General features: G+C 66.6%; 21 protein-coding genes. 5 read left to right on the top strand and 16 right to left on the bottom strand.

Annotated features, from left to right (window positions below; all coding sequences use genetic code 11):
• Positions 1-63: 63 nt before the first annotated feature.
• From H7V21_RS00645 to H7V21_RS00635, 3 genes are read right to left on the bottom strand one after another with little or no spacing between them, the layout of a single operon-like run.
• Complete coding sequence (locus H7V21_RS00645; protein WP_188054734.1) at positions 64-873, bottom strand: ferritin-like domain-containing protein; 810 nt, start codon at positions 871-873, stop codon at positions 64-66.
• Positions 870-1,349: a peroxiredoxin gene (locus tag H7V21_RS00640; RefSeq protein ID WP_188054733.1), complete on the bottom strand. Its 480-nt coding sequence runs from the start codon at positions 1,347-1,349 to the stop codon at positions 870-872. The genes H7V21_RS00645 and H7V21_RS00640 overlap by 4 nt, the downstream gene beginning before the upstream one ends.
• Positions 1,346-4,042 (bottom strand): bifunctional [glutamine synthetase] adenylyltransferase/[glutamine synthetase]-adenylyl-L-tyrosine phosphorylase, encoded by a 2,697-nt coding sequence (locus H7V21_RS00635; RefSeq protein WP_188054732.1) that lies wholly within the window; start codon positions 4,040-4,042, stop codon positions 1,346-1,348. Before H7V21_RS00635 ends, H7V21_RS00640 begins: the two co-directional genes overlap by 4 nt.
• Between H7V21_RS00635 and H7V21_RS00630 the strand changes: the two genes are divergently transcribed.
• Positions 3,944-4,303, top strand: a complete 360-nt coding sequence (locus tag H7V21_RS00630; protein WP_188056603.1) for a hypothetical protein — start codon at positions 3,944-3,946, stop codon at positions 4,301-4,303. The genes H7V21_RS00635 and H7V21_RS00630 overlap by 99 nt on opposite strands.
• A gap of 54 nt (positions 4,304-4,357) precedes the next feature.
• Here the strand turns inward: H7V21_RS00630 and H7V21_RS00625 are convergent, their stop codons facing one another.
• The 3 genes from H7V21_RS00625 to H7V21_RS00615 form a co-directional block, all read right to left on the bottom strand.
• Positions 4,358-4,984 (bottom strand): sigma-70 family RNA polymerase sigma factor, encoded by a 627-nt coding sequence (locus H7V21_RS00625; RefSeq protein WP_188056276.1) that lies wholly within the window; start codon positions 4,982-4,984, stop codon positions 4,358-4,360.
• A gap of 113 nt (positions 4,985-5,097) precedes the next feature.
• Complete coding sequence (locus H7V21_RS00620; protein WP_188054731.1) at positions 5,098-5,238, bottom strand: hypothetical protein; 141 nt, start codon at positions 5,236-5,238, stop codon at positions 5,098-5,100.
• Positions 5,239-5,316: 78 nt separating this feature from the next.
• Entirely contained in the window at positions 5,317-6,120 is an 804-nt protein-coding gene (locus tag H7V21_RS00615) for a response regulator (protein WP_188054730.1), read from the bottom strand.
• A gap of 269 nt (positions 6,121-6,389) precedes the next feature.
• Here H7V21_RS00615 and H7V21_RS00610 point away from each other — a divergent pair, with 269 nt between their 5' ends.
• The 3 genes from H7V21_RS00610 (at position 6,390) to H7V21_RS00600 (ending at position 8,528) form a co-directional block, all read left to right on the top strand.
• Complete coding sequence (locus H7V21_RS00610; protein WP_262503937.1) at positions 6,390-6,527, top strand: NepR family anti-sigma factor; 138 nt, start codon at positions 6,390-6,392, stop codon at positions 6,525-6,527.
• A gap of 10 nt (positions 6,528-6,537) precedes the next feature.
• A complete protein-coding gene (locus tag H7V21_RS00605; RefSeq protein WP_262503936.1) occupies positions 6,538-8,115 on the top strand; it encodes a sensor histidine kinase in 1,578 nt (525 codons plus the stop codon).
• 278 nt (positions 8,116-8,393) lie between these two features.
• Positions 8,394-8,528, top strand: a complete 135-nt coding sequence (locus tag H7V21_RS00600; RefSeq protein WP_188054728.1) for an entericidin A/B family lipoprotein — start codon at positions 8,394-8,396, stop codon at positions 8,526-8,528.
• A 36-nt stretch (positions 8,529-8,564) separates the two neighbouring features.
• Here the strand turns inward: H7V21_RS00600 and tatC are convergent, their stop codons facing one another.
• From tatC to H7V21_RS00570, 6 genes are all read right to left on the bottom strand, one after another.
• Positions 8,565-9,344 carry a twin-arginine translocase subunit TatC gene (tatC, locus tag H7V21_RS00595; protein WP_188054727.1) on the bottom strand — a complete coding sequence of 260 codons (780 nt, stop codon included), beginning with the start codon at positions 9,342-9,344 and terminating at the stop codon, positions 8,565-8,567.
• Positions 9,341-9,763, bottom strand: a complete 423-nt coding sequence (gene tatB, locus H7V21_RS00590) for a Sec-independent protein translocase protein TatB (protein WP_188054726.1) — start codon at positions 9,761-9,763, stop codon at positions 9,341-9,343. The genes tatC and tatB overlap by 4 nt, the downstream gene beginning before the upstream one ends.
• 126 nt (positions 9,764-9,889) lie before the next feature.
• The gene (locus H7V21_RS00585) at positions 9,890-10,126 is read right to left on the bottom strand and encodes a twin-arginine translocase TatA/TatE family subunit (RefSeq protein WP_188054725.1); all 237 of its coding nucleotides are present in this window, start codon (positions 10,124-10,126) and stop codon (positions 9,890-9,892) included.
• 27 nt (positions 10,127-10,153) lie between these two features.
• A complete protein-coding gene (gene scpB / locus H7V21_RS00580) occupies positions 10,154-10,732 on the bottom strand; it encodes an SMC-Scp complex subunit ScpB (protein WP_188054724.1) in 579 nt (192 codons plus the stop codon).
• A complete protein-coding gene (locus H7V21_RS00575; RefSeq protein WP_188054723.1) occupies positions 10,729-11,469 on the bottom strand; it encodes a segregation and condensation protein A in 741 nt (246 codons plus the stop codon). Before H7V21_RS00575 ends, scpB begins: the two co-directional genes overlap by 4 nt.
• 451 nt (positions 11,470-11,920) lie before the next feature.
• Positions 11,921-12,505, bottom strand: coding sequence for a hypothetical protein (locus H7V21_RS00570; protein WP_188054722.1), 585 nt, complete (start codon positions 12,503-12,505; stop codon positions 11,921-11,923).
• 322 nt (positions 12,506-12,827) lie between these two features.
• Between H7V21_RS00570 and H7V21_RS00565 the strand changes: the two genes are divergently transcribed.
• A complete protein-coding gene (locus H7V21_RS00565) occupies positions 12,828-14,132 on the top strand; it encodes a hypothetical protein (RefSeq protein ID WP_188054721.1) in 1,305 nt (434 codons plus the stop codon).
• A gap of 190 nt (positions 14,133-14,322) precedes the next feature.
• On the opposite strand, the gene nagZ is transcribed toward H7V21_RS00565, so the two are convergent.
• The 4 genes from nagZ to rarD are packed head-to-tail and all read right to left on the bottom strand — an operon-like array spanning position 14,323 to position 18,758.
• Entirely contained in the window at positions 14,323-15,330 is a 1,008-nt protein-coding gene (nagZ, locus tag H7V21_RS00560; protein ID WP_188054720.1) for a beta-N-acetylhexosaminidase, read from the bottom strand.
• A 38-nt stretch (positions 15,331-15,368) separates the two neighbouring features.
• A complete protein-coding gene (locus H7V21_RS00555) occupies positions 15,369-16,079 on the bottom strand; it encodes an SPOR domain-containing protein (RefSeq protein WP_188054719.1) in 711 nt (236 codons plus the stop codon).
• Entirely contained in the window at positions 16,079-17,803 is a 1,725-nt protein-coding gene (argS, locus tag H7V21_RS00550) for an arginine--tRNA ligase (RefSeq protein WP_188054718.1), read from the bottom strand. Before argS ends, H7V21_RS00555 begins: the two co-directional genes overlap by 1 nt.
• Before the next feature lie 43 nt (positions 17,804-17,846).
• Positions 17,847-18,758: an EamA family transporter RarD gene (gene rarD / locus H7V21_RS00545; protein WP_188054717.1), complete on the bottom strand. Its 912-nt coding sequence runs from the start codon at positions 18,756-18,758 to the stop codon at positions 17,847-17,849.
• Between the last annotated feature and the right edge of the window lie 14 nt (positions 18,759-18,772).

Below are 18,772 nucleotides of genomic sequence, written 5' to 3'. Positions count from 1 at the left end.
CTCGCGCGTGCCTCAATCCGAAATGCCTGACAGCAGCCCCTCCGCGTCAGAACGTAGGGAGTCTCATGGGACGAAGCCCGCCGGTAGGGCAAGCGATTGGTAGTAGTCGCGCGTTAGACCGGCTGAGTCGCGCGCTGAGTCGTTGAACGGAGGCTTAAGCACTCCGCGAAAATACCTAGTGACAAGCGACTGCCATTGCGTGTGCGGAACGAGATTCTCGGCCTTGCACCGCGATTCGAACCAGGTCGTTCCGGCCCGCACGTGGCGAACCTCGTCCTTCAGGATGCGCTCCAGGATGCGCCGCGTCGGCTGGTCGTCGGCTGCGGCGAAGCGCTCGATCGTCGCCGGCGTGACGTCGAGCCCGCGCGCCTCGAGCACCATCGGCACCACGGCAAGCCGTGCCAGCGGATCGTGCCCCGTCTCGGATGCCGCGTCCCACAAGCCGGCGTGTGCGGGCAGCGCGCCATAGTGGCTGCCAAGTGCGCGCAGCCGCCGCTCGAGGAGCGCGAAATGCATCGCCTCGTCGCCGCCCACCGCCATCCAGTCGTCGGTAAAGCCTCGCGGAAAGTGCCCGCCGAACCGCCCGACCAGGTCGAACGCCAGGTCGATGGCGACGAATTCGATGTGCGCGAGCGCGTGGATCAGCGCGATCCGGCCCCGCTCGGAGCCGCCCTTGCCGCGCTTGGGCATCCGGTTGGGCGGAAGCAGCTCGGGCGTCGAAGGGCGCGCGGGTTGCTCGGGCATTTCCACCTCGAAACGGTGCCCCAGCCGCCCCAGCCGCCAGTCGCGCGCCGCCTTGCGGGCCGCCTTCACCTTGGCGTCAGGCGTTCCCGCGAGCAGAACCGCGCGCGCAGCTTCTCCCGCGCTCGTCACCGCCCCTCGACCAGGTCCTTCACGGCCTCCAGTACATCGACGGCATGGCCCGGCACGCGCACTTTCCGCCAGGCGCGTACCAGCCGTCCCGCGGAATCGAACAGGAAGGTCGAACGATCGATGCCCATATAGGTCTTGCCATACATCGACTTCTGGACCCACACGCCGAATGCCTCCATCGCCTGGCCATTGGCATCGGTCGCCAGCGGGACGGTGAGGTCGTATTTGGAAATGAACTTCTGGTGCTTGATCGGGCTGTCCTTCGACACGCCGAGCACCCTTGCCCCCAGCGCCTCGAATTCGCTCAGCAGCGCACTGAAATCCTGCGCCTCGCGCGTGCAGCCCGAGGTATCGTCACGGGGATAGAAATACAGCACCAGCGGCTGGCCGGTCAGTTCCTTCAGCACCAGCGCCTCGCCGTTCACCGCCGTCAGCTCGATCGCCGGAATCGGCTCGCCTTCTTCGATCGCCATCATTCGCTCCGCACGCTGGCCAGGCGGATTTCCGCCCAGCATTGGCGCACCTCCTGCCGCGTCGTTTCGAGCGAGGCAACCACTGCATCCCAGTCGTCGGCGCCCACGGCGCGCGCGACGAGCCGTTGAGTTGCCGGCGCGGGCGGCTGACAGTCGGGTGCGACGAGCCGCAGCGTCACCAGCAGCCGGGTCAGGAAATCATGGGCTTCGCGTATTTTGGGCGCCAGCAGCTTCGCCGCGACCAGCGCGTCGATCGCCGGTCCGAGCTCCGGGTCGAACCCGGTCCGGTGGAGCAGCTGCAACGTGTGCACTGCGAACTCGAGGTCGACGAGCCCGCCCTCCAGCAGCTTGGCGTCGAGCGGCCCCTGCGGCGGCTTGTGGTCCGCCATCTCGGCCCGCATCCGCGCTGCGTCGATCACGATGTCGCGCTCGGGCCGGGCGCCGTTGAGCACGCGAAGGATCACGTCGGAAACCGCCGCGCGCGCCTCGGGCGATCCGAATACCGCACGGGCGCGCGTCAGCGCCATATGCTCCCAGGTCCAGGCATCCGCTTCCTGATAGTGGCGAAACCCCTCCAGCGAGACGACCAGCGGCCCCTGCGCCCCCGAAGGACGCAGCCGCGTATCGACTTCGTAGAGCGGACCGGAGGCGGTCGGCACCGAAAGCGCGCCGCTCAGCCGCTGCCCCAGGCGATTGTAGTAGGTGACGGCGCTGAGTGGCTTCGGTCCGTCGGATTCCGCCATATGATCGCCCGTGAACAGATAGATCAGGTCGAGATCCGATGCGTGGGTGAGCGCGCGTCCGCCGAGCCGGCCGAGCGCCAGCACGACCAGCTCGCTACCGGGCACCTGACCATGTGCCTCCCGGAACTCCGCGATCGTCGCGTCGGCGAGCACTTCGATCGCCGCCTCGGCGACGCGGGCATAACCCGCCGAGACCTCCAGCGGATCGCTCACTCCCGCCACGATCTGCGTGCCCAGCGCGAACCGCCGTTCGTTCACCACACGGCGGACATGATCGAGCAGCCATTGATAGTCGTTGCGATCCTGCCCGCGCATTTCGGTCACCAGCGTTTCCACCGGCGGCACCGGCTCAAGCGCGCTGGCGTCGATCAGCCCGTCGAGCAGCTCCACGCGCCGCCCCAACGCCTCGGCCAGCGTGGGCGCATGGCTGAGGATGCGTCCGAACAGGCGCGCCAGATCCTGCTGCGCCTCCAACAGGCGGAAGAAGTTGATTGCGCTGGGCAGTCGCGAGAGCAGCGCATCGAGGCGCACCAGCGCCCGATCCGGCGCCGGTGCCTCCGCCAGCGCCTCGATCAGCCCGGGCAACACGGCTTCGAGCGCCTCGCGCGCCGCGGGGCTGCGCAGCGCTGGATAGGTGCCCGCGCGCCATCCCTGGATCAGCCGCAGCGCCGTCGGGACGTCGCCGATGCCCGATTCTCCGAGCCGCAGTTCCAGAAGCTGCGGATCGTTCGGCAGGCGCGGATCGGCATCGGCAGCCAGCGAATCATAGATCCGGCCTACCCGCTCGACATGCGGGCGCAGCAGCTCCAGCAGCGCGTCCCCATCGGCGAGGCCGTCGAGATGCGCCAGCCGGTCCAGCGCTGCCCCGTCCTCGGGAATCCGATGCGTCTGCAGGTCGTTCACCATCTGCGCGCGATGCTCGATCGTGCGGAGCTGGGTGTAGGCGGCTGACAGTGCACCGGCGTCATCGCCATCGATCCATCCGGCGTCGGCCAGCGCCGCCAGTGCGTCGCGCGTCGCCGGAACGCGCAGCGCCGGGTCGCGCCCGCCGTGGATCAGCTGGTGAATCTGGGCGAAGAATTCGATCTCGCGAATGCCGCCGCGCCCGCGTTTCAGATCGAAGCCGGGGCCGAACGCCTGCCCCTGGGCGTGGTGATCCCGGATCCGGTGCGAAATTGCGCGGATTTCCCCGATCGTCCCGAAGTCCAGCGCGCGCCGCCATACGAACGGCCGGATCGCATCGAGGAAGCGCTCGCCCAACGCGATGTCGCCGGCTGCGGCGCGCGTGCGGATGAAGGCGGCGCGTTCCCAGGGAAGCGCCTGCGATTCATAATAGGAAATCGCCGCATCCACGGGCAGCGCGATCGGAGTGGCTTCCGGCGAGGGCCGCAAGCGCAGGTCGACGCGAAAGACATAGCCGTTGCCGTCGCGGGTCTGCAGCAGATCGAGCACGCGGCGCGCGATCCGCACCGCCGCATCCTCGGGCGCTTCACGCGGCCGCAAGGGAAGCGTTGCCGGATCGTAGAGCAGGATCAGGTCGATGTCGGAGGAATAGTTGAGCTCGCAGCTGCCGAGCTTCCCGAGCGCGATCGCGGCGAAGCCGCCGAATGCCGCATCGGGTGTCCGCTCGGAAATCGCGGTGCGGATCGCCAGGTCGAGCGCGCGATCGGCGAACCGGCTGAGCAGCGTCGTCACTCGAGTCAGGTCATGGCGCCCCGACAGGTCGCCGAGCGCGACCAGAAGCGCCAGTCGCCGCCGCTCGATTCGCAACCGTGCCGAAATCGGCTCGATCGGCACCGCCCGCTCGATCGCGACCCAGGGATCATCTAGAAATTCCGATAGATTTTCAGTGATATGAGATTCGAGGCCCAGCGTAGCCGCAAGGAATGGCGCATATTCCCGGGCGCGATGTACGGCATCGGCAAGGGCTGGCGAAACGAGTGTCACCGGCATGTACTGATTACGCTTGCGACTCGGCTTTTCTTACAAGTCAAGCAACAAATCGCGAATTTAGTCGTTTTCAGGAACATGGCACGTTCAAACTCCCGACAGGCCACTGAGGCATCCGGCTATCAGGTGCGGGCCCCGCGCGCGGGTGACGCGATCGGCTTTGCGTTGCGCGACGCCTATGATCAGGAATATGGCCTCCCGGACGACATGGCCGCGCTGCTCAGGCAGCTGAACGGCCGGAACGACTCCCACTCCTCGCACTGACACAACAGTGCGCCTCAGCGCACCGGTTCGCACCCACGGATTTGGCGGACGGCCTCAACGGTCGCGGCTGAGGTCATCCACTTCGCCCATGATCGAATCGAGCGCGCTGAGATTGTCGGCGTTTCCGGCTGAATCGCGCCGCGAAGGGAGCTGGCCGTCAGTCAGCAGCGCGTCGAGCGCGACGCGGCCGCGGGCCACACGGCTCTTGATCGTGCCGACCGCCACATTGCAGATCTCGGCCGCCTCTTCATAGGCAAAGCCGCCCGCACCCACCAGGATCAGCGCTTCGCGCTGGGGCTGCGGAAGGTGGAGCAGCGCGCGCTGCATGTCCGAAAGTTCGACGTGCCGATCCTGGCTTGCCGGCGCGGCCAACAGCCGATCCGCGACCAGATCGTCCCACTCGCCCTTGAAGCGGGCGCGCCGCATCTGGCTGAGATACAGGTTGCGCAGGATGATGAAGGTCCAGGCGCGCATGTTGGTGCCTGCCTGGAACCGCTGGCGCGCCGCCCAGGCCTTCAGCAATGTCTCCTGCACCAGATCGTCGGCCAGGTCGCGGCTGCCCGACAGCGATCGCCCGAAGGCGCGCAGGTGCGGGATCACCATCGCGAGCTGCTTCTTGAACTCGGGATCGGAGAGCGCGACGTGCTCGGTCTTCTCCTCCGCGTCCTGCTCGGCGCGCATATCCTCGGCCTGTTCGGATCGTTTCATGCCATTCCGTTCGCTGTGGCGCGCCCCCTGTCGAGAGGCCAAGATGGTGGATGTGTCGGCGGATGCCAGGGGCATCCGGGATGCCGCTACCACACCCAGAGCAAGGCAGCGAAGAGCGCGACGATCAAAATCATCGAGAATAGAAGGATATAGCGAGTCATCCCCGGTGTCGCGCCGGCGCGAGCTCGGTCGGTGTTCACTTCGACGTGGTCGTTTTCTTCAGCCATGGTGCCTCAACCCCCGAGAACCGTTTTGGGTCCGTATCATATGGAACCGCCGCCGCGCGGCGCGGCGGCGGCGCCCTGTCAATTGCTCGCCGGCACAGTGGCGTCGTCGAAAAACAGCGCCTGGCTGATCGTCGTCTTCACCGTCTCGCGCTGGAAGGGCTTGGTGATGAGGAAGGTCGGTTCCGGCCGCTCGCCGGTCAGCAGCCGCTCGGGGAAGGCAGTGATGAAGATCACGGGCACGTTGAACTCGGCGAGGATGTCCTTCACCGCGTCGATGCCCGAGCTGTCGTCGGCGAGCTGGATGTCGGCGAGCACCAGACCCGGCCGATCCTCCATCGCCAGCGCCACTGCCTCGTCGCGCGTGACGGCCACGCCGGTCACATCATGGCCCATGTCGCGAACGATCGTCTCCAGATCCATCGCGATCAGCGGCTCGTCCTCGATGATCAGCACGCGCGTGCGCGTCTGCGATTCAATTTCGGCGATCGCTTCGGACACGAGTTCGGACACTTCTTCGGGCTCCTTCTGGATCAGATAGGCAGTATCCTCGGGCGTGAATCCTTCCATCGCCGTCAGCAGCAGCGCCTGGCGCGAAAGCGGCGCGAGCCGGGCGAGACGCGCGCGGGCGATGGCCTCGCTGTCGTTCGAGCCGGTCGCGCCGGCATCGCCCTCTTCGATGTTCGTCGTCTGCCAGATCGCCTGGAAGGTGCGATACAGGCCCAGGCGTGGCTCCACGTCCCGCGGGAATTCCTCCGGGGCGGCGACGATCGTTTCCAGCGCGGCGCGCACGAAACGGTCGCCCTCGCTCTGGCTGCCGGTCAGCGCACGGGCATAACGCCGCAGGAATGGAAGATGCGGCGCGAGTTGCTGTCCAAGCGACATGGTCGGGTCATTCTCCTTCGCGAAAGCCCCAGCCTTGCTGGCCCGGGCCGACTTTGCAAATGATTCTGCGCACCCGAAGAAGCCCCTCCCCGGAATTGCACTGCATGCGGAACAATCGAGCTCGTTTTTGGTTTCACGCAACGGCCGCCGGTTTCTCCGGCCGCTCGAACCGCGGGCTTGCCTGCGGCTGGTTTGGTTCTTAGTCCTGCCGACGCGCGCGGGACGTGAAGGGGGGAATGGTGCGGTCGCAGGAAGACAAGGCGAAAAAATTGCCGACCCAGAAAGACCGAGATGACAAGGAGCGCGCGGGCCGGAACGTTGGCGATGCGCTGCGCCAGGCATATGACGAAACGGTCGCGGAAGCCGTGCCCGATTCGATGCTCGACCTCCTGAAGAAGCTCGACTAGCCAGCCTGTCATGGACGAATCGGATCAGCAGCCGCGCCGGCCGAGAGCTGCTGCGGCGCTGGGGCGCATGCCCACCGGGGCAAAGGTCTTCCTCATCCTTTCGGGCGCGCTGCTGCCGCTCGCCCTGATCGCGCTCTTCACCACGCTTCAGACGACTCGCCTCGCGGATGTCGAGGCGCGGGCGCGCGTGAATGTCGCCGCGACCGAAAGCGCCGCGGTGCTTCGCGGCTTTTTCGCCAATCATGCCGCTCAGCTCCGGGACGCGCTGGCGGCGCTGGAGCGGAACTCCGGCGATGCGCCTGCATGCTCGCGCCTCGAAGGAACCTTCGCTTCGCTTTCGGCCAGCGGCGTACGGTTCGCCATTGCCAACCGGCAGGGACGGGTGCTGTGCGGCGAGCGGTTCACGGTTGCGGGAGCGGCCCTGCTCCAGCCGAACGATATCGAGGCAGCGATCGTGCCCGGCGAGGGTCTGACGATGCGGATCGCGGGCCGCTCGGGCGGCACCGCCACGGCGTTCTATCCGGTCGCCGCGCTCGACGCGCTCGGCCGTCCGAGTGGCTTCATGCCGCATTATGGCGCGGCGCTGGTGCAGGACGACAACCGGCTCACGCTGCGCGAACTGGTGATGCCTGGTCCTTGGGACCGGCGCGAGGTCGTGCGGCACACTCTGGGGCTCGACCGCGTCGCACTGGAAATGGCGATGCCCGGCGCGCCGATTACGGCGCCGCTGCTCGTCGCCATGCTGCTCCCGCTGCTGATGTGGATCGCCGCGGCCGGGATCGCCTGGTTCGTGGTCGATCGGCTGCTGATCCGTCCGCTTCGCCGGCTGCACACGAGCGTCGGCAATTATCAGCCGGGCGAGGTGATCGACGCCGAACGGTTCGGGACGCTTCCAGCCGAGGAAATTCGCGAGCTGGGCGAGACTTTTCGCGAAATCAGCCGGACGGTTCGGGCGCATGAGGCCGATCTTGCCGAGGGGCTCGTGCGCCAGACGCGGCTGACGCGCGAGGTTCACCACCGGGTGAAGAACAATCTTCAGGTGATCGCCAGCCTCATCAATTTCCACGCCCGCAGCGCGCGCGGCCCGGAAGCGGCGGAAGCCTATGCCTCCATCCAGCGCCGGGTGGACGCGCTCGCGGTGGTCCACCGCCACCATTATGCCGAGCTGGAGGAAAACCGCGGGGTCGAACTACGGTCCGTCATCGGCGAGCTTGCCGCGAACATCCGGGCGACTGCGCCGCCGCAATCCTCGCAGCTCGGAATCACCCTAGACGTCGCTCCTTTCCTGGTGACTCAGGACGTGGCGGTTGCGGTCGCGTTCGTGCTTACCGAGATCATCGAGCTCGCGATGAGCTGCAATCCCACGGCCCAGATCCGGATCTCGGTTCGGCTGGGCGAGGAGCCGAACCGGGCGCAGCTGCGAGTCAGCTCGCCGGCGCTGATCGAAAGTGCCGCGATGGAATCGTTGCTCGAAAATCGCTACGGACGCGTAATTGGCGGCCTCACCCGCCAGCTTCGGACGAAGATGCATTATGATCCACTGGTCGGCGCCTATGAAATGGCGATCGCGATCACGGGCGAATCGTGATTTCTTCGAAAAAAAAGCACCGATGGCAGGAACCCGGGCTCGGGATGCTCGTTCAGCACTTCGGATAGTGACCTTTTGCCCCCCCGCTCTCGCTATCCAAGACATGGGCCCGGAAGCGTCTACCCCCTCCCCCCCCCCGGTGGCGCTTCCGGGCCTAAACTTTTCCACGAGCTTTGCTTTCGATCCGGACCGCGGCTTCCTGTGCCGGGGAACGAAATGCGCCGCCCCGCATTGTCGCGCGAGCCGCGGTCGCGGCTGTTCAAGCTGGAGATATTCCCATGCGTAGGTTTCTTGGAGTGGCCGGACTTGCCGGCGTCCTGCTGCTTTCGGCGTGCAACACGGTCGAAGGCGTCGGTCAGGACGTCTCCTCGGCGGGCGACGCCGTAGCCGAAACGGCCGACGATCTGAAGTGACCCCGACCCGGCGCGCTGGCGGGCCGGCCGGGACCGTCAGGCGCCGGCCTCGGCCTCGCTCGCCTCGCGGCGCGCTCGACGGCGGCGCGTAAGCCAGATGCCGCCGATCGACAGGAAGTAGAGCCCGATCAGCGGGATCGCGAGCAGGAACTGCGATCCGACGTCGGGCGGTGTGAGCACCGCCGAAATCGCGAATGCCCCCACCACCGCATAGCGCCACGCGCTCTTGAGCTGCTCATAGGTGACGATGCCCGCGCGCTCGAGCAGCATCAGCAGCACCGGCAGCAGGAATGCCACGCCAAACGCGAACAGGAACTGGGTGACGAAATCGAGGTAATTGCCCACCGAGGGCAGCGCTTCCTGCTGGATGCCGCCGATATCGCCCTGGAAGCTCAGCAGGAAATGCAGCGCCACCGGCACGCTGACATAATAGGCCAGCGCCGCGCCCGACAGGAACAGCACCGGTGTCGCCAGCAGGAACGGCAACAGCGCCCGTTTCTCGTTCTTGTACAGGCCCGGCGCGACGAACTGCCACAGCTGGTTCGAGATCACCGGAAACGACAGCATCAGCGCGGCGAAGAACGCCACTTTCACGCGAACGAAAAAAGCCTCGAAGATCTGGGTGAAGATGATCGTCCCCTGCCCCGCCGCGATCAGCGGCTGGACCAGGAAGGCGAAGATCGTCTCGGCGAAATAATAAGCGACGAAAAACGTCACCAGCAGCGCGCCGACGCACCACAGCAGCCGGTTGCGCAGCTCGATCAGATGATCGAGCAGCGGCGCCTGGCTCTCGTCGATTTCGTTCTGCTCGGTCATGACGCGCTCTTGTCGCCACTGTCCGACGGTCCGGGCGCGGGATCGCCGTCCGGCCGCGTCACCGGCTGCTCCACCATCACGGGCGGCGCGTCATTCTCGGCGGGCGTCTCCGGCGCTGGCGACGCCGGCGGCGGCGTATCGACCGCGGCCGGTGCGGGCACCGGCGCGGGCAGCGCGCCTGTGGGCGGATGCTCGCGCATGATCCGCGCATTCTCCTCCGCCCATTTCTTCTCCATCTCGGCAAGCTCGGCTTCGCGCACCATCGCATCGAATCCCGAGCGGAACTGACGCGCCACGCTGCGTGCCTTGCCGACCCAGTGGCCGACGAAACGCATCGCCTTGGGCAAGTCCTTTGGGCCGATGATGATGAGCGCCACGATGGCGACCAGCATCAGCTCGGTGGGCGCGATGTCGAACATCGATTCCTGTTCTGCAGAAGGTCCGGCGAGTCCGCTGCTCGCCGACGCTGCCGGAAGCTACCGGCCTGGGCCCTTGTTCCGGCAAGATGCGGCGGCGTGCGCGGCGATCCGCGCACGCCTGCCGTCTCAGCGCTGTTCTTCGCGCGTGCGCTCGGCTTCGCGAGTCGCCGAAGGTTCGGGAGCGCGCTTGCCCTCGATCTGCGACGGCGGCGTCTGCTGCTCGTCTTCCTCGGCCATGCCCTTCTTGAAATTCTTGATGCCCTTGGCGACGTCGCCCATCATGCTGGAGAAGCGACCGCCACCCAGCAGAAGGATCGCGACGACACCCAGCACTAGCCAGTGCATCAGGCTGAAACCACCCATGGAACGTCTCCTTGATTCCGGCCCTATCTAGTCGTCCTCTGTGACATTTTCCACCTCGCCCTGCTCGATCGCCAGATCGACCGGGTCCAGCAACCCGGCGGCGCGCAAATCGTCGATGCCGGGAAGGTCACGCCGGCTGGCGAGCCCGAAATGGCTGAGGAATTCGGCCGTGGTGACATAGGTGAGCGGCCGCCCGGGGACTTCGCGCCGGCCCGCGGGGCGGATCCAGCCCGCCTCCATCAGCACGTCGAGCGTTCCCTTCGATATCTGCACGCCGCGGATCGCCTCGATCTCGGCGCGCGTCACCGGCTCGTGATAGGCGATGATCGCCAGCGTCTCGATCCCCGCGCGGCTGAGCTTGCGGCTCTCCTCGCGGTCGCGGCGCAGCACATGGGCAAGATCGGCGGCGGTCTGGAAGTGCCAGCGGTCGCCGCGCCGGACGAGCTGCACGCCGCGCCCCGCATAGTGTCGCTCGAGCGCCTCGAGCGCCCCCCGCACGTCCGCCGCTTCGCCCACATGCGCGCGCAGCTCGGCCAGGCTCAACGGCGCCTCGGCGGCGAACAGCACGGCCTCCACCGCGCGCTCGGTCGCGATCGTCTCGCTCATGCCGTGCCGCGCAGATAGAGCGGCGCGAACGGCGATTTCTGCCGCATCTCAAGCCGGCCCTGCCGCGCCAGCTCGAGCGCGGCGACGAAGCTGGAGGCAAGCGCCGACTTGCGATAGCCGCCCGCCGCGTCGCCCGGCAGGAAGCTCTCGATCGTGCTCCAGTCGAGCCTGGTGCCGATCAGCCGCCCGACTCGCTCGATCGCGACTTCCAGCGTCATCACCGGCCGCGTCGCGACGACGTGCATCACCGGCCGGGTGCGCGCCGAAACACGGCCATAGGCGGCGATCAGATCGTAGATCTCGGCTTCCCAGCGCGCCTGGCGCACCGTGCGCAGCCCCGCGGGCGCGCCGCGCGGAAACACGTCGCGGTGCATCCGGTCGCGCGCCATCAGCCGCGCGCCTGCCTCGCGCATCGCGTTGAGCCGTTCGAGCCGCAGCTGAAGCCGCAGCGCCAGCTCCTCGGGGCTCGGCGTCTCCTCGGGATCGCGCGGCAGCAGCAGCGCCGATTTCAGATAGGCGAGCCAGGCCGCCATCACGAGATAGTCGGCGGCAAGCTCCAGCTTGAGCGAGCGCGCCTGCTCGACGAACGCCAGATATTGCTCGACCAGTTCGAGGATCGAGATCGCCTTGAGATCGACCTTCTGCGTCCGCGCAAGCGCGAGCAGCACGTCGAGCGGACCTTCCCACCCGTCGATGTCGAGCGTCAGCGTTTCGGCGGTGTCGGAAGCAGCATCCATCGCGCGATCAGACCGACCGGGGCAGGCGGCCACCCGCCACCCCCGAACCCGCGGTTTTCCGCCGAAGGTCACACAAAAGTCGCACCTCAACGCGCACGCGCGCCCCCACGCGCGCGAGGGACCGCACGATCGGGGCAGCGAGCGGGGCAAGGGCGAAGGCGATGCGCATGCCCAAGGCTACACCGGCGCCGGGGCTGTAGGACAGCGGAATGTTACACGGCGCTGCGGGGCGGCGGAGCCTCCGTCTCTCGCCGTCTGGCGAGTGTCTGCGGCGGACGGGTGGCGATTCCGAAGGAGCGGCAAGGTGGAGATGGTGGAACACGGTCTATGAAGGCACTTGTTGGGATGGCGCGGTATGGGCGAGCTGCTCCCCGTCAGCTTGCGATCCGAGGAACGCGCAATGCAGCCGGTCAGCTGCCAATCAACTGCGTACGCAAGACAATTCGACGGCCTATTGCTGACCGAAGCGCCACTTTCGAACTGCCTGAACTCCGGCAAGGAAGATTAGCACTCCTCCAAGAATCAGCCAAACCATTCCCCAACCATGAAAGACATCGGACTCAGCGGACATCTTCCAAACAAGTCCAACTCCCATCAACGCCGCTAGCAGCAGTTGGCCATAGGTGATCTTCGAGAAAGCCAGCACTCGGGCTTCCTCTTTCGTCAATGGAGCTCCTTCCGGGGTTCGGCGCTCCAACTCGCGGGATGGAGCATTCCAAGCCCAATAATAGATCACCATGAAGGGCACCAAGATCGCTGCGATGCCAATCCACATCGCGATTTGCGCCGAGGGGCTATCAGCATCTGGAGTAAGCCAAACTAGAAGTAGTATTAGACCAAGTGTGGCCGGAAAAATGGACCAACCCGCATAACGGATGCGCTTGTTGAACGTCGCTACAAACTCGTCTCGCTCAATCTCGCTTACGCGAACTGGCGCGCCCTTCTGACCCTTACGATAAACGATTCCCCGTGAGTCATCGGAGAACTGATCGGCGAACAGTTGTCGCACGCGATCAAAGTGAGGATTGGAGAACATATCGAAAATCTAGCGGGCGGCCCCGCAGCGTGCAATGATCGCTTTCCACCCATATCGCGCCGATACACCGGTTGCACCTCGACGCGGAACGCGGACGCCTGCCGAGGCTGAACCCGTGGCTGGAAGCGAGCCGCAACCGGAAAGTCTACTTTCTGACAGAAACTAGAGCTAGCTGCCAGTCGGCTATTGAGTCGGTCGGGGCCTGCAGCGCGGGGGCGAGCTTGCCAAGACTCGCAGGAAGATTGATTGAGCGACGCTCGGTCTCCTCACTTGAGAACACGGCAGGTCTTGCTTGGGATCGCGCACAAGCCATCTTGCGCTGATGGCCGACGAAGACACCCCGCTACCTACCGGTGAGCATATCACCCGCCAGTATCAGCAAATGCGACCGCTACTCGGACTGCTCGGGTTGTTCAGCGGTGATGTTCGCAGGCAGGCCAGAGAGCTTGAGAAGCAGTTCGCGGATGTGGAACGCATGAAGGAAGACCGCCAGAAGTTCGCGGCTCGCTTCGGCCCGCGCGGCTGGACGATCTTCGACCGCCTATCAGTCGAGGCACTGCGGGTCGCGGTCGCGGAGAGCGACGATAACCTCGCCGATCAGGGCTTGGTGGCCCATCACCTCGACGCGGATATCCTGTCGTTCCTGGGATATCGATTCAACACCAGCCGGTTCGAGGCGTGGCATGATATCTATGGGCGCGCGGTCGAGCGGCTGCTCGCACAGGATTATCTCTCAGCCGTTCCGCTGCTGCTCATCATCATCGACGGCATCTGCACCACAAAGACCGGCAAGCATCCGTTCTCTGGCGGCGCAGATGCACCCGTCTTCGACACCGAGACGACCGGCCCCGGCGGCCTCTCCGACGGGCTTGCCATTCTCGGAGCCACGCGGCGCAAGCTCGCTACCAACCCAATCGAGAGCCCCTATCGCCACGGCATTCTGCACGGCCTCAATCCTAATTTTGGGAACGCGCTGGTCGCGGCCAAGACCGTGAACCTGCTTCAGACGATGGTCGATTATTTCGATCGGCGCGAGGATGAGGAGGAGCGAATCGCCAAGGCGGCGAAGGATCAACGCGAACCATCTTGGTCGGAACTGGCTGCTACGATGTCCGCGACGCAGGACACCAAGCGCAGGATCGAGGCATGGAAGGCTCGGCCGGCTGTGTCCGGACATTCACTTGCTGAGCTGGGTAAACCTCACAGCGTGGAGGCCGGAAGCCCGGAGGCGGCAGCGGCTACCTATCTCGATGCCATCGCCGCCCGCAACTTTGGAACGCTCGCGCAGATGACCATCGACTATCCCCTCCGCTCGATCGGCTATCGGGCCGGCCGCCATCGGGAGGAACTAGGCGACCTCAAGCTCACGAGCTGGTCCATTACCGGCGTGCGCGACGAAGCACCGGCGATCAGTGAAGTTGACGTTGCGGTGGAGGGCATCCTCAACGATAGCCCGTGGTCGGGCACGCAGGTGATGCGGCTAATCTATAATCACGAGAAGTTCGAGGTGCGTGTGCGCGGCGCGCCCGACGGACGCTGGACCGTGATGCCCAACTTCCTGCCGACGCTATGGGGCACGGCCGTCGCATCCTTCAACGTGGCCGCGTCGCCAAGCGACGAGAACTGATCTCGATTTTCTGAAGTTGGGGGCATGACTGCCACCAAGGGTGGCGCAAACCAACGGCAGCTTTAAGGCAGAGAGCGCGGCAGCTTGAATGACAGAGATTAGGGCGCGAAGCTGCCGGGTTGGTGAACGCCCAGAGCTGCGCGCTCGCTGCTGGCGGCCTATGAGTCCACCTCCACCCCGATCGGCGCGATCACCCCACCGCGAGCAGCGCGTCGCGCTTTGCGATCAGTTCGGCGAAGTCAGCTTCTTCGGCGCCATTCGTCACACTCGCCAGTGCGCGCTCCAGCCGCGCGAGCGTCTCGGGCCCGGCGTCGTCCAGCCGTTCGGCGATCTCGACCATTTCGTCCATCCGCGCCCAGCAATCGAGCGCCACGTCGCAGCCCGCCGCCACGGCCGCCGCCGCTTTCTCGCCTGCCGTCCCGCTCAGCGCCTTCATGTCGATATCGTCGGTCATCAGCAGCCCGTCGAAGCCGATCCGCGTGCGGATCACCTCGCCGATCACGGTCGGCGAGAGCGTGGCGGGCCGCTCCTTGTCCCAGGCAGTGAAGACGACATGGGCGGTCATTCCCATCGGCGCGTCGGCAAGCGCGGCGAACGGCGCGATGTCGATCGCGAGTTCTTCCGCGCTCGCGTCGACCACGGGGAGTTCCTTGTGGCTGTCCACCTTGCCGCGGCCATGGCCCGGCATGTGCTTGACGATGCCGATCACGCCGCCGCGGCGCAGCCCCTCGAGCACTGCCTTGCCGAGCGCCGCGACGCGCATCGGCTCGCCGCCGAGTGCGCGATCGCCGATCACGTCGCTGGTTTCGGGGCGCACCACATCGAGCAGCGGCAGCGCGTTCACGGTCACCCCGACCTCGGCCAGCATCAGCGCCAGCGCGTGCGCATTGGCGCGCGCGGCCTCGATCGCCGAGACGGGAGCCACATCATACAGCGTGTCGAACGCGCCGGGCGCGGGAAAGGCCGGCCATTCGGGGGGCTGCATCCGCGCCACTCGCCCGCCTTCCTGATCGATCAGGATCGGCACGTCGGAACGGCCGGAAAGGTCGCGCAGGCTATCCGTCAGCGCGCGCATCTGATCGCGACTGCCGCAGTTGCGTTTGAACAGGATATAGCCGAGCGGATCGGCATCCTTGAAGAAGGCACGCTCGTCGGCGCTGAGCTGCTGGCCGGCGAGGCCGTAGATCACGGGTTTCATGCGGCTACGGTCTCACTTCGTCCGGCGGCGTGGCCTGGTCAATTGGCGATGTAGCAGCTTGCGCCCGCCGCTTGCAGCCGCTCGCAGATGTCGCGCGCCTGCTCGGCGCTGCCGGCGTTGAGACGCAGGCGATAAACGGTGCGTCCGCCGCTTTCGCCGCGCTCGATCGACTTGCCGAGCGACGCTAGGAACGTGTGCTCGCGCGAAAGCCGGTTCCACGCGCCTTCCGCCCCCTGCTCGTCCGGGAAGGCGCCGAGCTGCACCACCGCGGCTCCGCCCGAAGTGCGCGGCGCAGTCTTTGCCCGGGATTGCTCGCCGGGCGCGGGCACGGGCACGGTGACGCGCGCCGCTCCGGTCGCCTCCGCCGCCGGGGTGGGGCGCGGCGCGACCGTTCCTGCGACGGGCGCCTCGGGTTCGGCTCCGACCGCGATCGAGGCATTGGGCATATCGCCCTCGCTCGCGGCGAAGACGGCATCGCCCTCGCCTTCCACCGGCATGCCGCCGGGCTCGTCGGGCTCGACCTTATAGTCGCCTTCCTGCGCCTCGATCAGTTGCCCCGAGCCATGCAGCCTTTCCCGCTGCTGATACCAGTAATAGCCGAAGAGAGCCGCCGCCACGACCGCGAGCGCGAGCAGCACCAGCAGCGCGATCCGCCAGAACGACGGTCCCTCGGAATAATCCTCATCGACGGACTCGAGCCACGGCAACCGATCGTCGTCGCCGTATCCCGCATCCCCGCGGCTGCTCATCAATGCATCTCCTGCACCGCCTCCACGCCCATGATGCGGAGGCCGTTGCGGATAATCTGCCCGATCGCACGCGCCAAGAAAAGCCGCGCACAGGTGAGGTCGGGATTCTCCGGAAGCAGGAAGCGCCGCGCCGGATCGTCATTGCCCTGGTTCCACAATGCGTGGAACTCACCTGCAAGATCATAGAGGTAAAAGGCGATTCGATGCGGCTCGCGGGCCGCCGCGGCGCCTTCGGCGAGCCTCGGGAACTGCGCCGCGCGCTTCACCAGCGCCAGCTCGTCTGTCCCAAGCAGGGACAGATCCACCGCGCCGCAGACGATCCCCGCCTCCTGTGCCTTGCGGTGGAGCGACGCGATCCGGGCATGCGCATAGTTGACGTAGAAGACCGGATTGTCCTTCGACGCCTCGACCACCTTGGCGAAGTCGAAATCCATCTGCGCGTCGGCCTTGCGCGTCAGCATCGTGAAGCGGACCACGTCCTTGCCGACTTCGTTGACGACGTCCGCCAGCGTGACGAAATTTCCCGAGCGCTTCGACATCTTCACCGGCTCGCCCGCGCGCAGCAGCCGCACCATCTGCACCAGCTTCACGTCGAACCGGGTCTTCCCCTCGGTCAGCGCCGCCACTGCCGCGACGATCCGCTTCACCGTGCCCGCGTGATCGGCGCCCCAGATGTCGATCAGCGCGTCGGCATTCTGCGCCTTCTGGAAATGATAGGCGAGATCGGCGCCGAAATAGGTCCATTGGCCGTTCGACTTCCTGATCGGCCGATCCTGGTCGTCGCCGAACCGTGTCGAGCGGAACAGCGGCAGCTCGACCGGCTCCCAATCCTCGGGCGTCTCGCCCTTGGGCGCTTCGAGCACGCCGTCGTACACCAGATCGCGTTCGCGCAGCCACGCCTCGGCGGCCTCGGGCTTGCCCGCCGCCTGAAGCTCGGCTTCGGAAGCGAAGACGTCATGCTCGATGCCGAGCAGCTTCAGGTCCGCCCGGATCATGTCCATCATCATCGCGACCGCGGTCTTGCGGAACAGCGGCAGCCAGTCGCTCTCGGGCGCGGTGCGGAACGCATCGCCATGTTCGGCCGCCAGCTTCTCGCCGACCGGCTTCAGATAGTCGCCCGGATACAGCCCCTCGGGGATCTCGATAGTCTCGCCCAGCGCCTCGCGATAGCGCAGGTGCGCCGAGCGGGCGAGCACGTCGACCTGCCCGCCGGCATCGTTGACGTAATATTCGCGGATCACCCGCGCGCCGTTCCATTCCAGCAGGTTGGCGAGCGCATCGCCCACCACCGCACCACGGCAATGGCCCATGTGCATCGGCCCGGTCGGGTTCGCCGAGACATATTCGATGTTGACGGTGGTGCCCGCCCCCGCCTGCGACCGGCCATAGGCGTCGGCCGCATCGAGGATCGCGCGCAGCTCGTCGCGCCAGCTGTCGTCGGTCAGCGTCAGGTTGATGAAGCCCGGCCCGGCGACCGAGACCGAAGCAACGCCCTCCGCTGCCTCCAGCCCCGCCGCGATCTTCTCGGCGAGCGCGCGCGGGTTGGTGCCGGCGGGCTTGGCGAGCACCATCGCCGCGTTGGTCGCCAGGTCGCCGTGGCTGGCGTCGCGCGGCGGCTCGACCGTAACGGCGCGGCGTTCGAGCCCCGCAGGAAGATCGCCCGAAGCCACGAGGCTGTCGAGAACGGTGTCGATATGGGCGGCATAGCGTGCGTAGAGCGTCATGGCCGCGCGCTTAGCGCAGCGGCTCGCGCTGCGCAAAACGATCCTATGCCGGCAGGCGGCGCCGCCGTGCTTCCCAGGTGCCGCGCCCGGCATAGAGGGCGAGCCCGCTCCAGATCAGCACGAAGCAGACGAGATGCGCGCGCGTCATATGCTCGCCGAAGACGAAGATGGCGAGCAGGAACTGCATCGTCGGCGCGAGATACTGGAGCAGCCCCAGCGTCGAATAGCGCAGCCGCTTGGCCGCCGCGGCGAAGAGCAGCAACGGCACTGCCGTGACCACGCCTGCCAGGGCGAGCAACAGGCTGAGCGTCAGCTCCTCGCCAAAGGCGACTCGCTCGCCGAGCCACAGGAGGTAGAGCCCCGCGACCGGCGCGAGGATCGCCGTCTCGATCGTCAGCCCCTCGATCGAATCGACCGGCGCCAGCTTGCGCACCAGTCCGTACAGCCCGAACGACACCGCGAGTACCAGGCTGATCCACAGCCCCGCGCCCGCGCCTACCGCAAGCACGAGCACGCCCAGCGCCGCCAGGCCCACCGCCGCGGCCTGCACCCGGTCGAGCCGCTCGCGCAGCACGAGCACGCCCAGCAGCACGTTGATCAACGGGTTGAGGAAATAGCCGAGGCTGCCTTCGAGCACGTGATGGTTGAGCACCGCCCAGATATAGACCAGCCAGTTGACTGCGATCAGCAGCGCGCTCGCACTGAGCATCAGCAGCGTGCGCGGACTCGCCATCGCCACGCGCAGCCGCGGCCAGCGGCGCAACGCCGCGATCAGCACCGCGAGCAGCACCAGCGACCAGAGGATTCGCGTCGCCACGATTTCGCCCGCGTCCACGCCGCGCAGCAGCGCGAAATACAGCGGCAGCAGCCCCCAGAGCGCATAGGCAGCGACTCCCTGCGCCAGGCCGGCGCGGCTGACGGGCGGCGTTTCGGGGGCGGGAGGCGGCTGGAGCATGGCGCGCACCTAGG

Source organism: Sphingosinithalassobacter sp. CS137 (assembly GCF_014334115.1).
Classification (GTDB): Bacteria; Pseudomonadota; Alphaproteobacteria; order Sphingomonadales; family Sphingomonadaceae; genus Sphingomonas.
This window is presented reverse-complemented; position numbering and strand designations above follow the sequence as displayed.

Bases quoted from the DNA above. Each gene is read 5' to 3' on its own strand.
- H7V21_RS00640 (WP_188054733.1), bottom strand. From the start codon at position 1,349: ATGATGGCGATCGAAGAAGGCGAGCCGATTCCGGCGATCGAGCTGACG.
- H7V21_RS00630 (WP_188056603.1), top strand. From the start codon at position 3,944: ATGAGATTCGAGGCCCAGCGTAGCCGCAAGGAATGGCGCATATTCCCG.
- H7V21_RS00635 (WP_188054732.1), bottom strand. From the start codon at position 4,042: ATGCCGGTGACACTCGTTTCGCCAGCCCTTGCCGATGCCGTACATCGC.
- H7V21_RS00625 (WP_188056276.1), bottom strand. From the start codon at position 4,984: ATGCGCGCCGAGCAGGACGCGGAGGAGAAGACCGAGCACGTCGCGCTC.
- H7V21_RS00620 (WP_188054731.1), bottom strand. From the start codon at position 5,238: ATGGCTGAAGAAAACGACCACGTCGAAGTGAACACCGACCGAGCTCGC.
- H7V21_RS00615 (WP_188054730.1), bottom strand. From the start codon at position 6,120: ATGTCGCTTGGACAGCAACTCGCGCCGCATCTTCCATTCCTGCGGCGT.
- H7V21_RS00605 (WP_262503936.1), top strand. From the start codon at position 6,538: ATGGACGAATCGGATCAGCAGCCGCGCCGGCCGAGAGCTGCTGCGGCG.
- H7V21_RS00600 (WP_188054728.1), top strand. From the start codon at position 8,394: ATGCGTAGGTTTCTTGGAGTGGCCGGACTTGCCGGCGTCCTGCTGCTT.
- tatC (WP_188054727.1), bottom strand. From the start codon at position 9,344: ATGACCGAGCAGAACGAAATCGACGAGAGCCAGGCGCCGCTGCTCGAT.
- tatB (WP_188054726.1), bottom strand. From the start codon at position 9,763: ATGTTCGACATCGCGCCCACCGAGCTGATGCTGGTCGCCATCGTGGCG.
- H7V21_RS00585 (WP_188054725.1), bottom strand. From the start codon at position 10,126: ATGGGTGGTTTCAGCCTGATGCACTGGCTAGTGCTGGGTGTCGTCGCG.
- scpB (WP_188054724.1), bottom strand. From the start codon at position 10,732: ATGAGCGAGACGATCGCGACCGAGCGCGCGGTGGAGGCCGTGCTGTTC.
- H7V21_RS00575 (WP_188054723.1), bottom strand. From the start codon at position 11,469: ATGGATGCTGCTTCCGACACCGCCGAAACGCTGACGCTCGACATCGAC.
- H7V21_RS00570 (WP_188054722.1), bottom strand. From the start codon at position 12,505: ATGTTCTCCAATCCTCACTTTGATCGCGTGCGACAACTGTTCGCCGAT.
- H7V21_RS00565 (WP_188054721.1), top strand. From the start codon at position 12,828: ATGGCCGACGAAGACACCCCGCTACCTACCGGTGAGCATATCACCCGC.
- nagZ (WP_188054720.1), bottom strand. From the start codon at position 15,330: ATGAAACCCGTGATCTACGGCCTCGCCGGCCAGCAGCTCAGCGCCGAC.
- H7V21_RS00555 (WP_188054719.1), bottom strand. From the start codon at position 16,079: ATGAGCAGCCGCGGGGATGCGGGATACGGCGACGACGATCGGTTGCCG.
- argS (WP_188054718.1), bottom strand. From the start codon at position 17,803: ATGACGCTCTACGCACGCTATGCCGCCCATATCGACACCGTTCTCGAC.
- rarD (WP_188054717.1), bottom strand. From the start codon at position 18,758: ATGCTCCAGCCGCCTCCCGCCCCCGAAACGCCGCCCGTCAGCCGCGCC.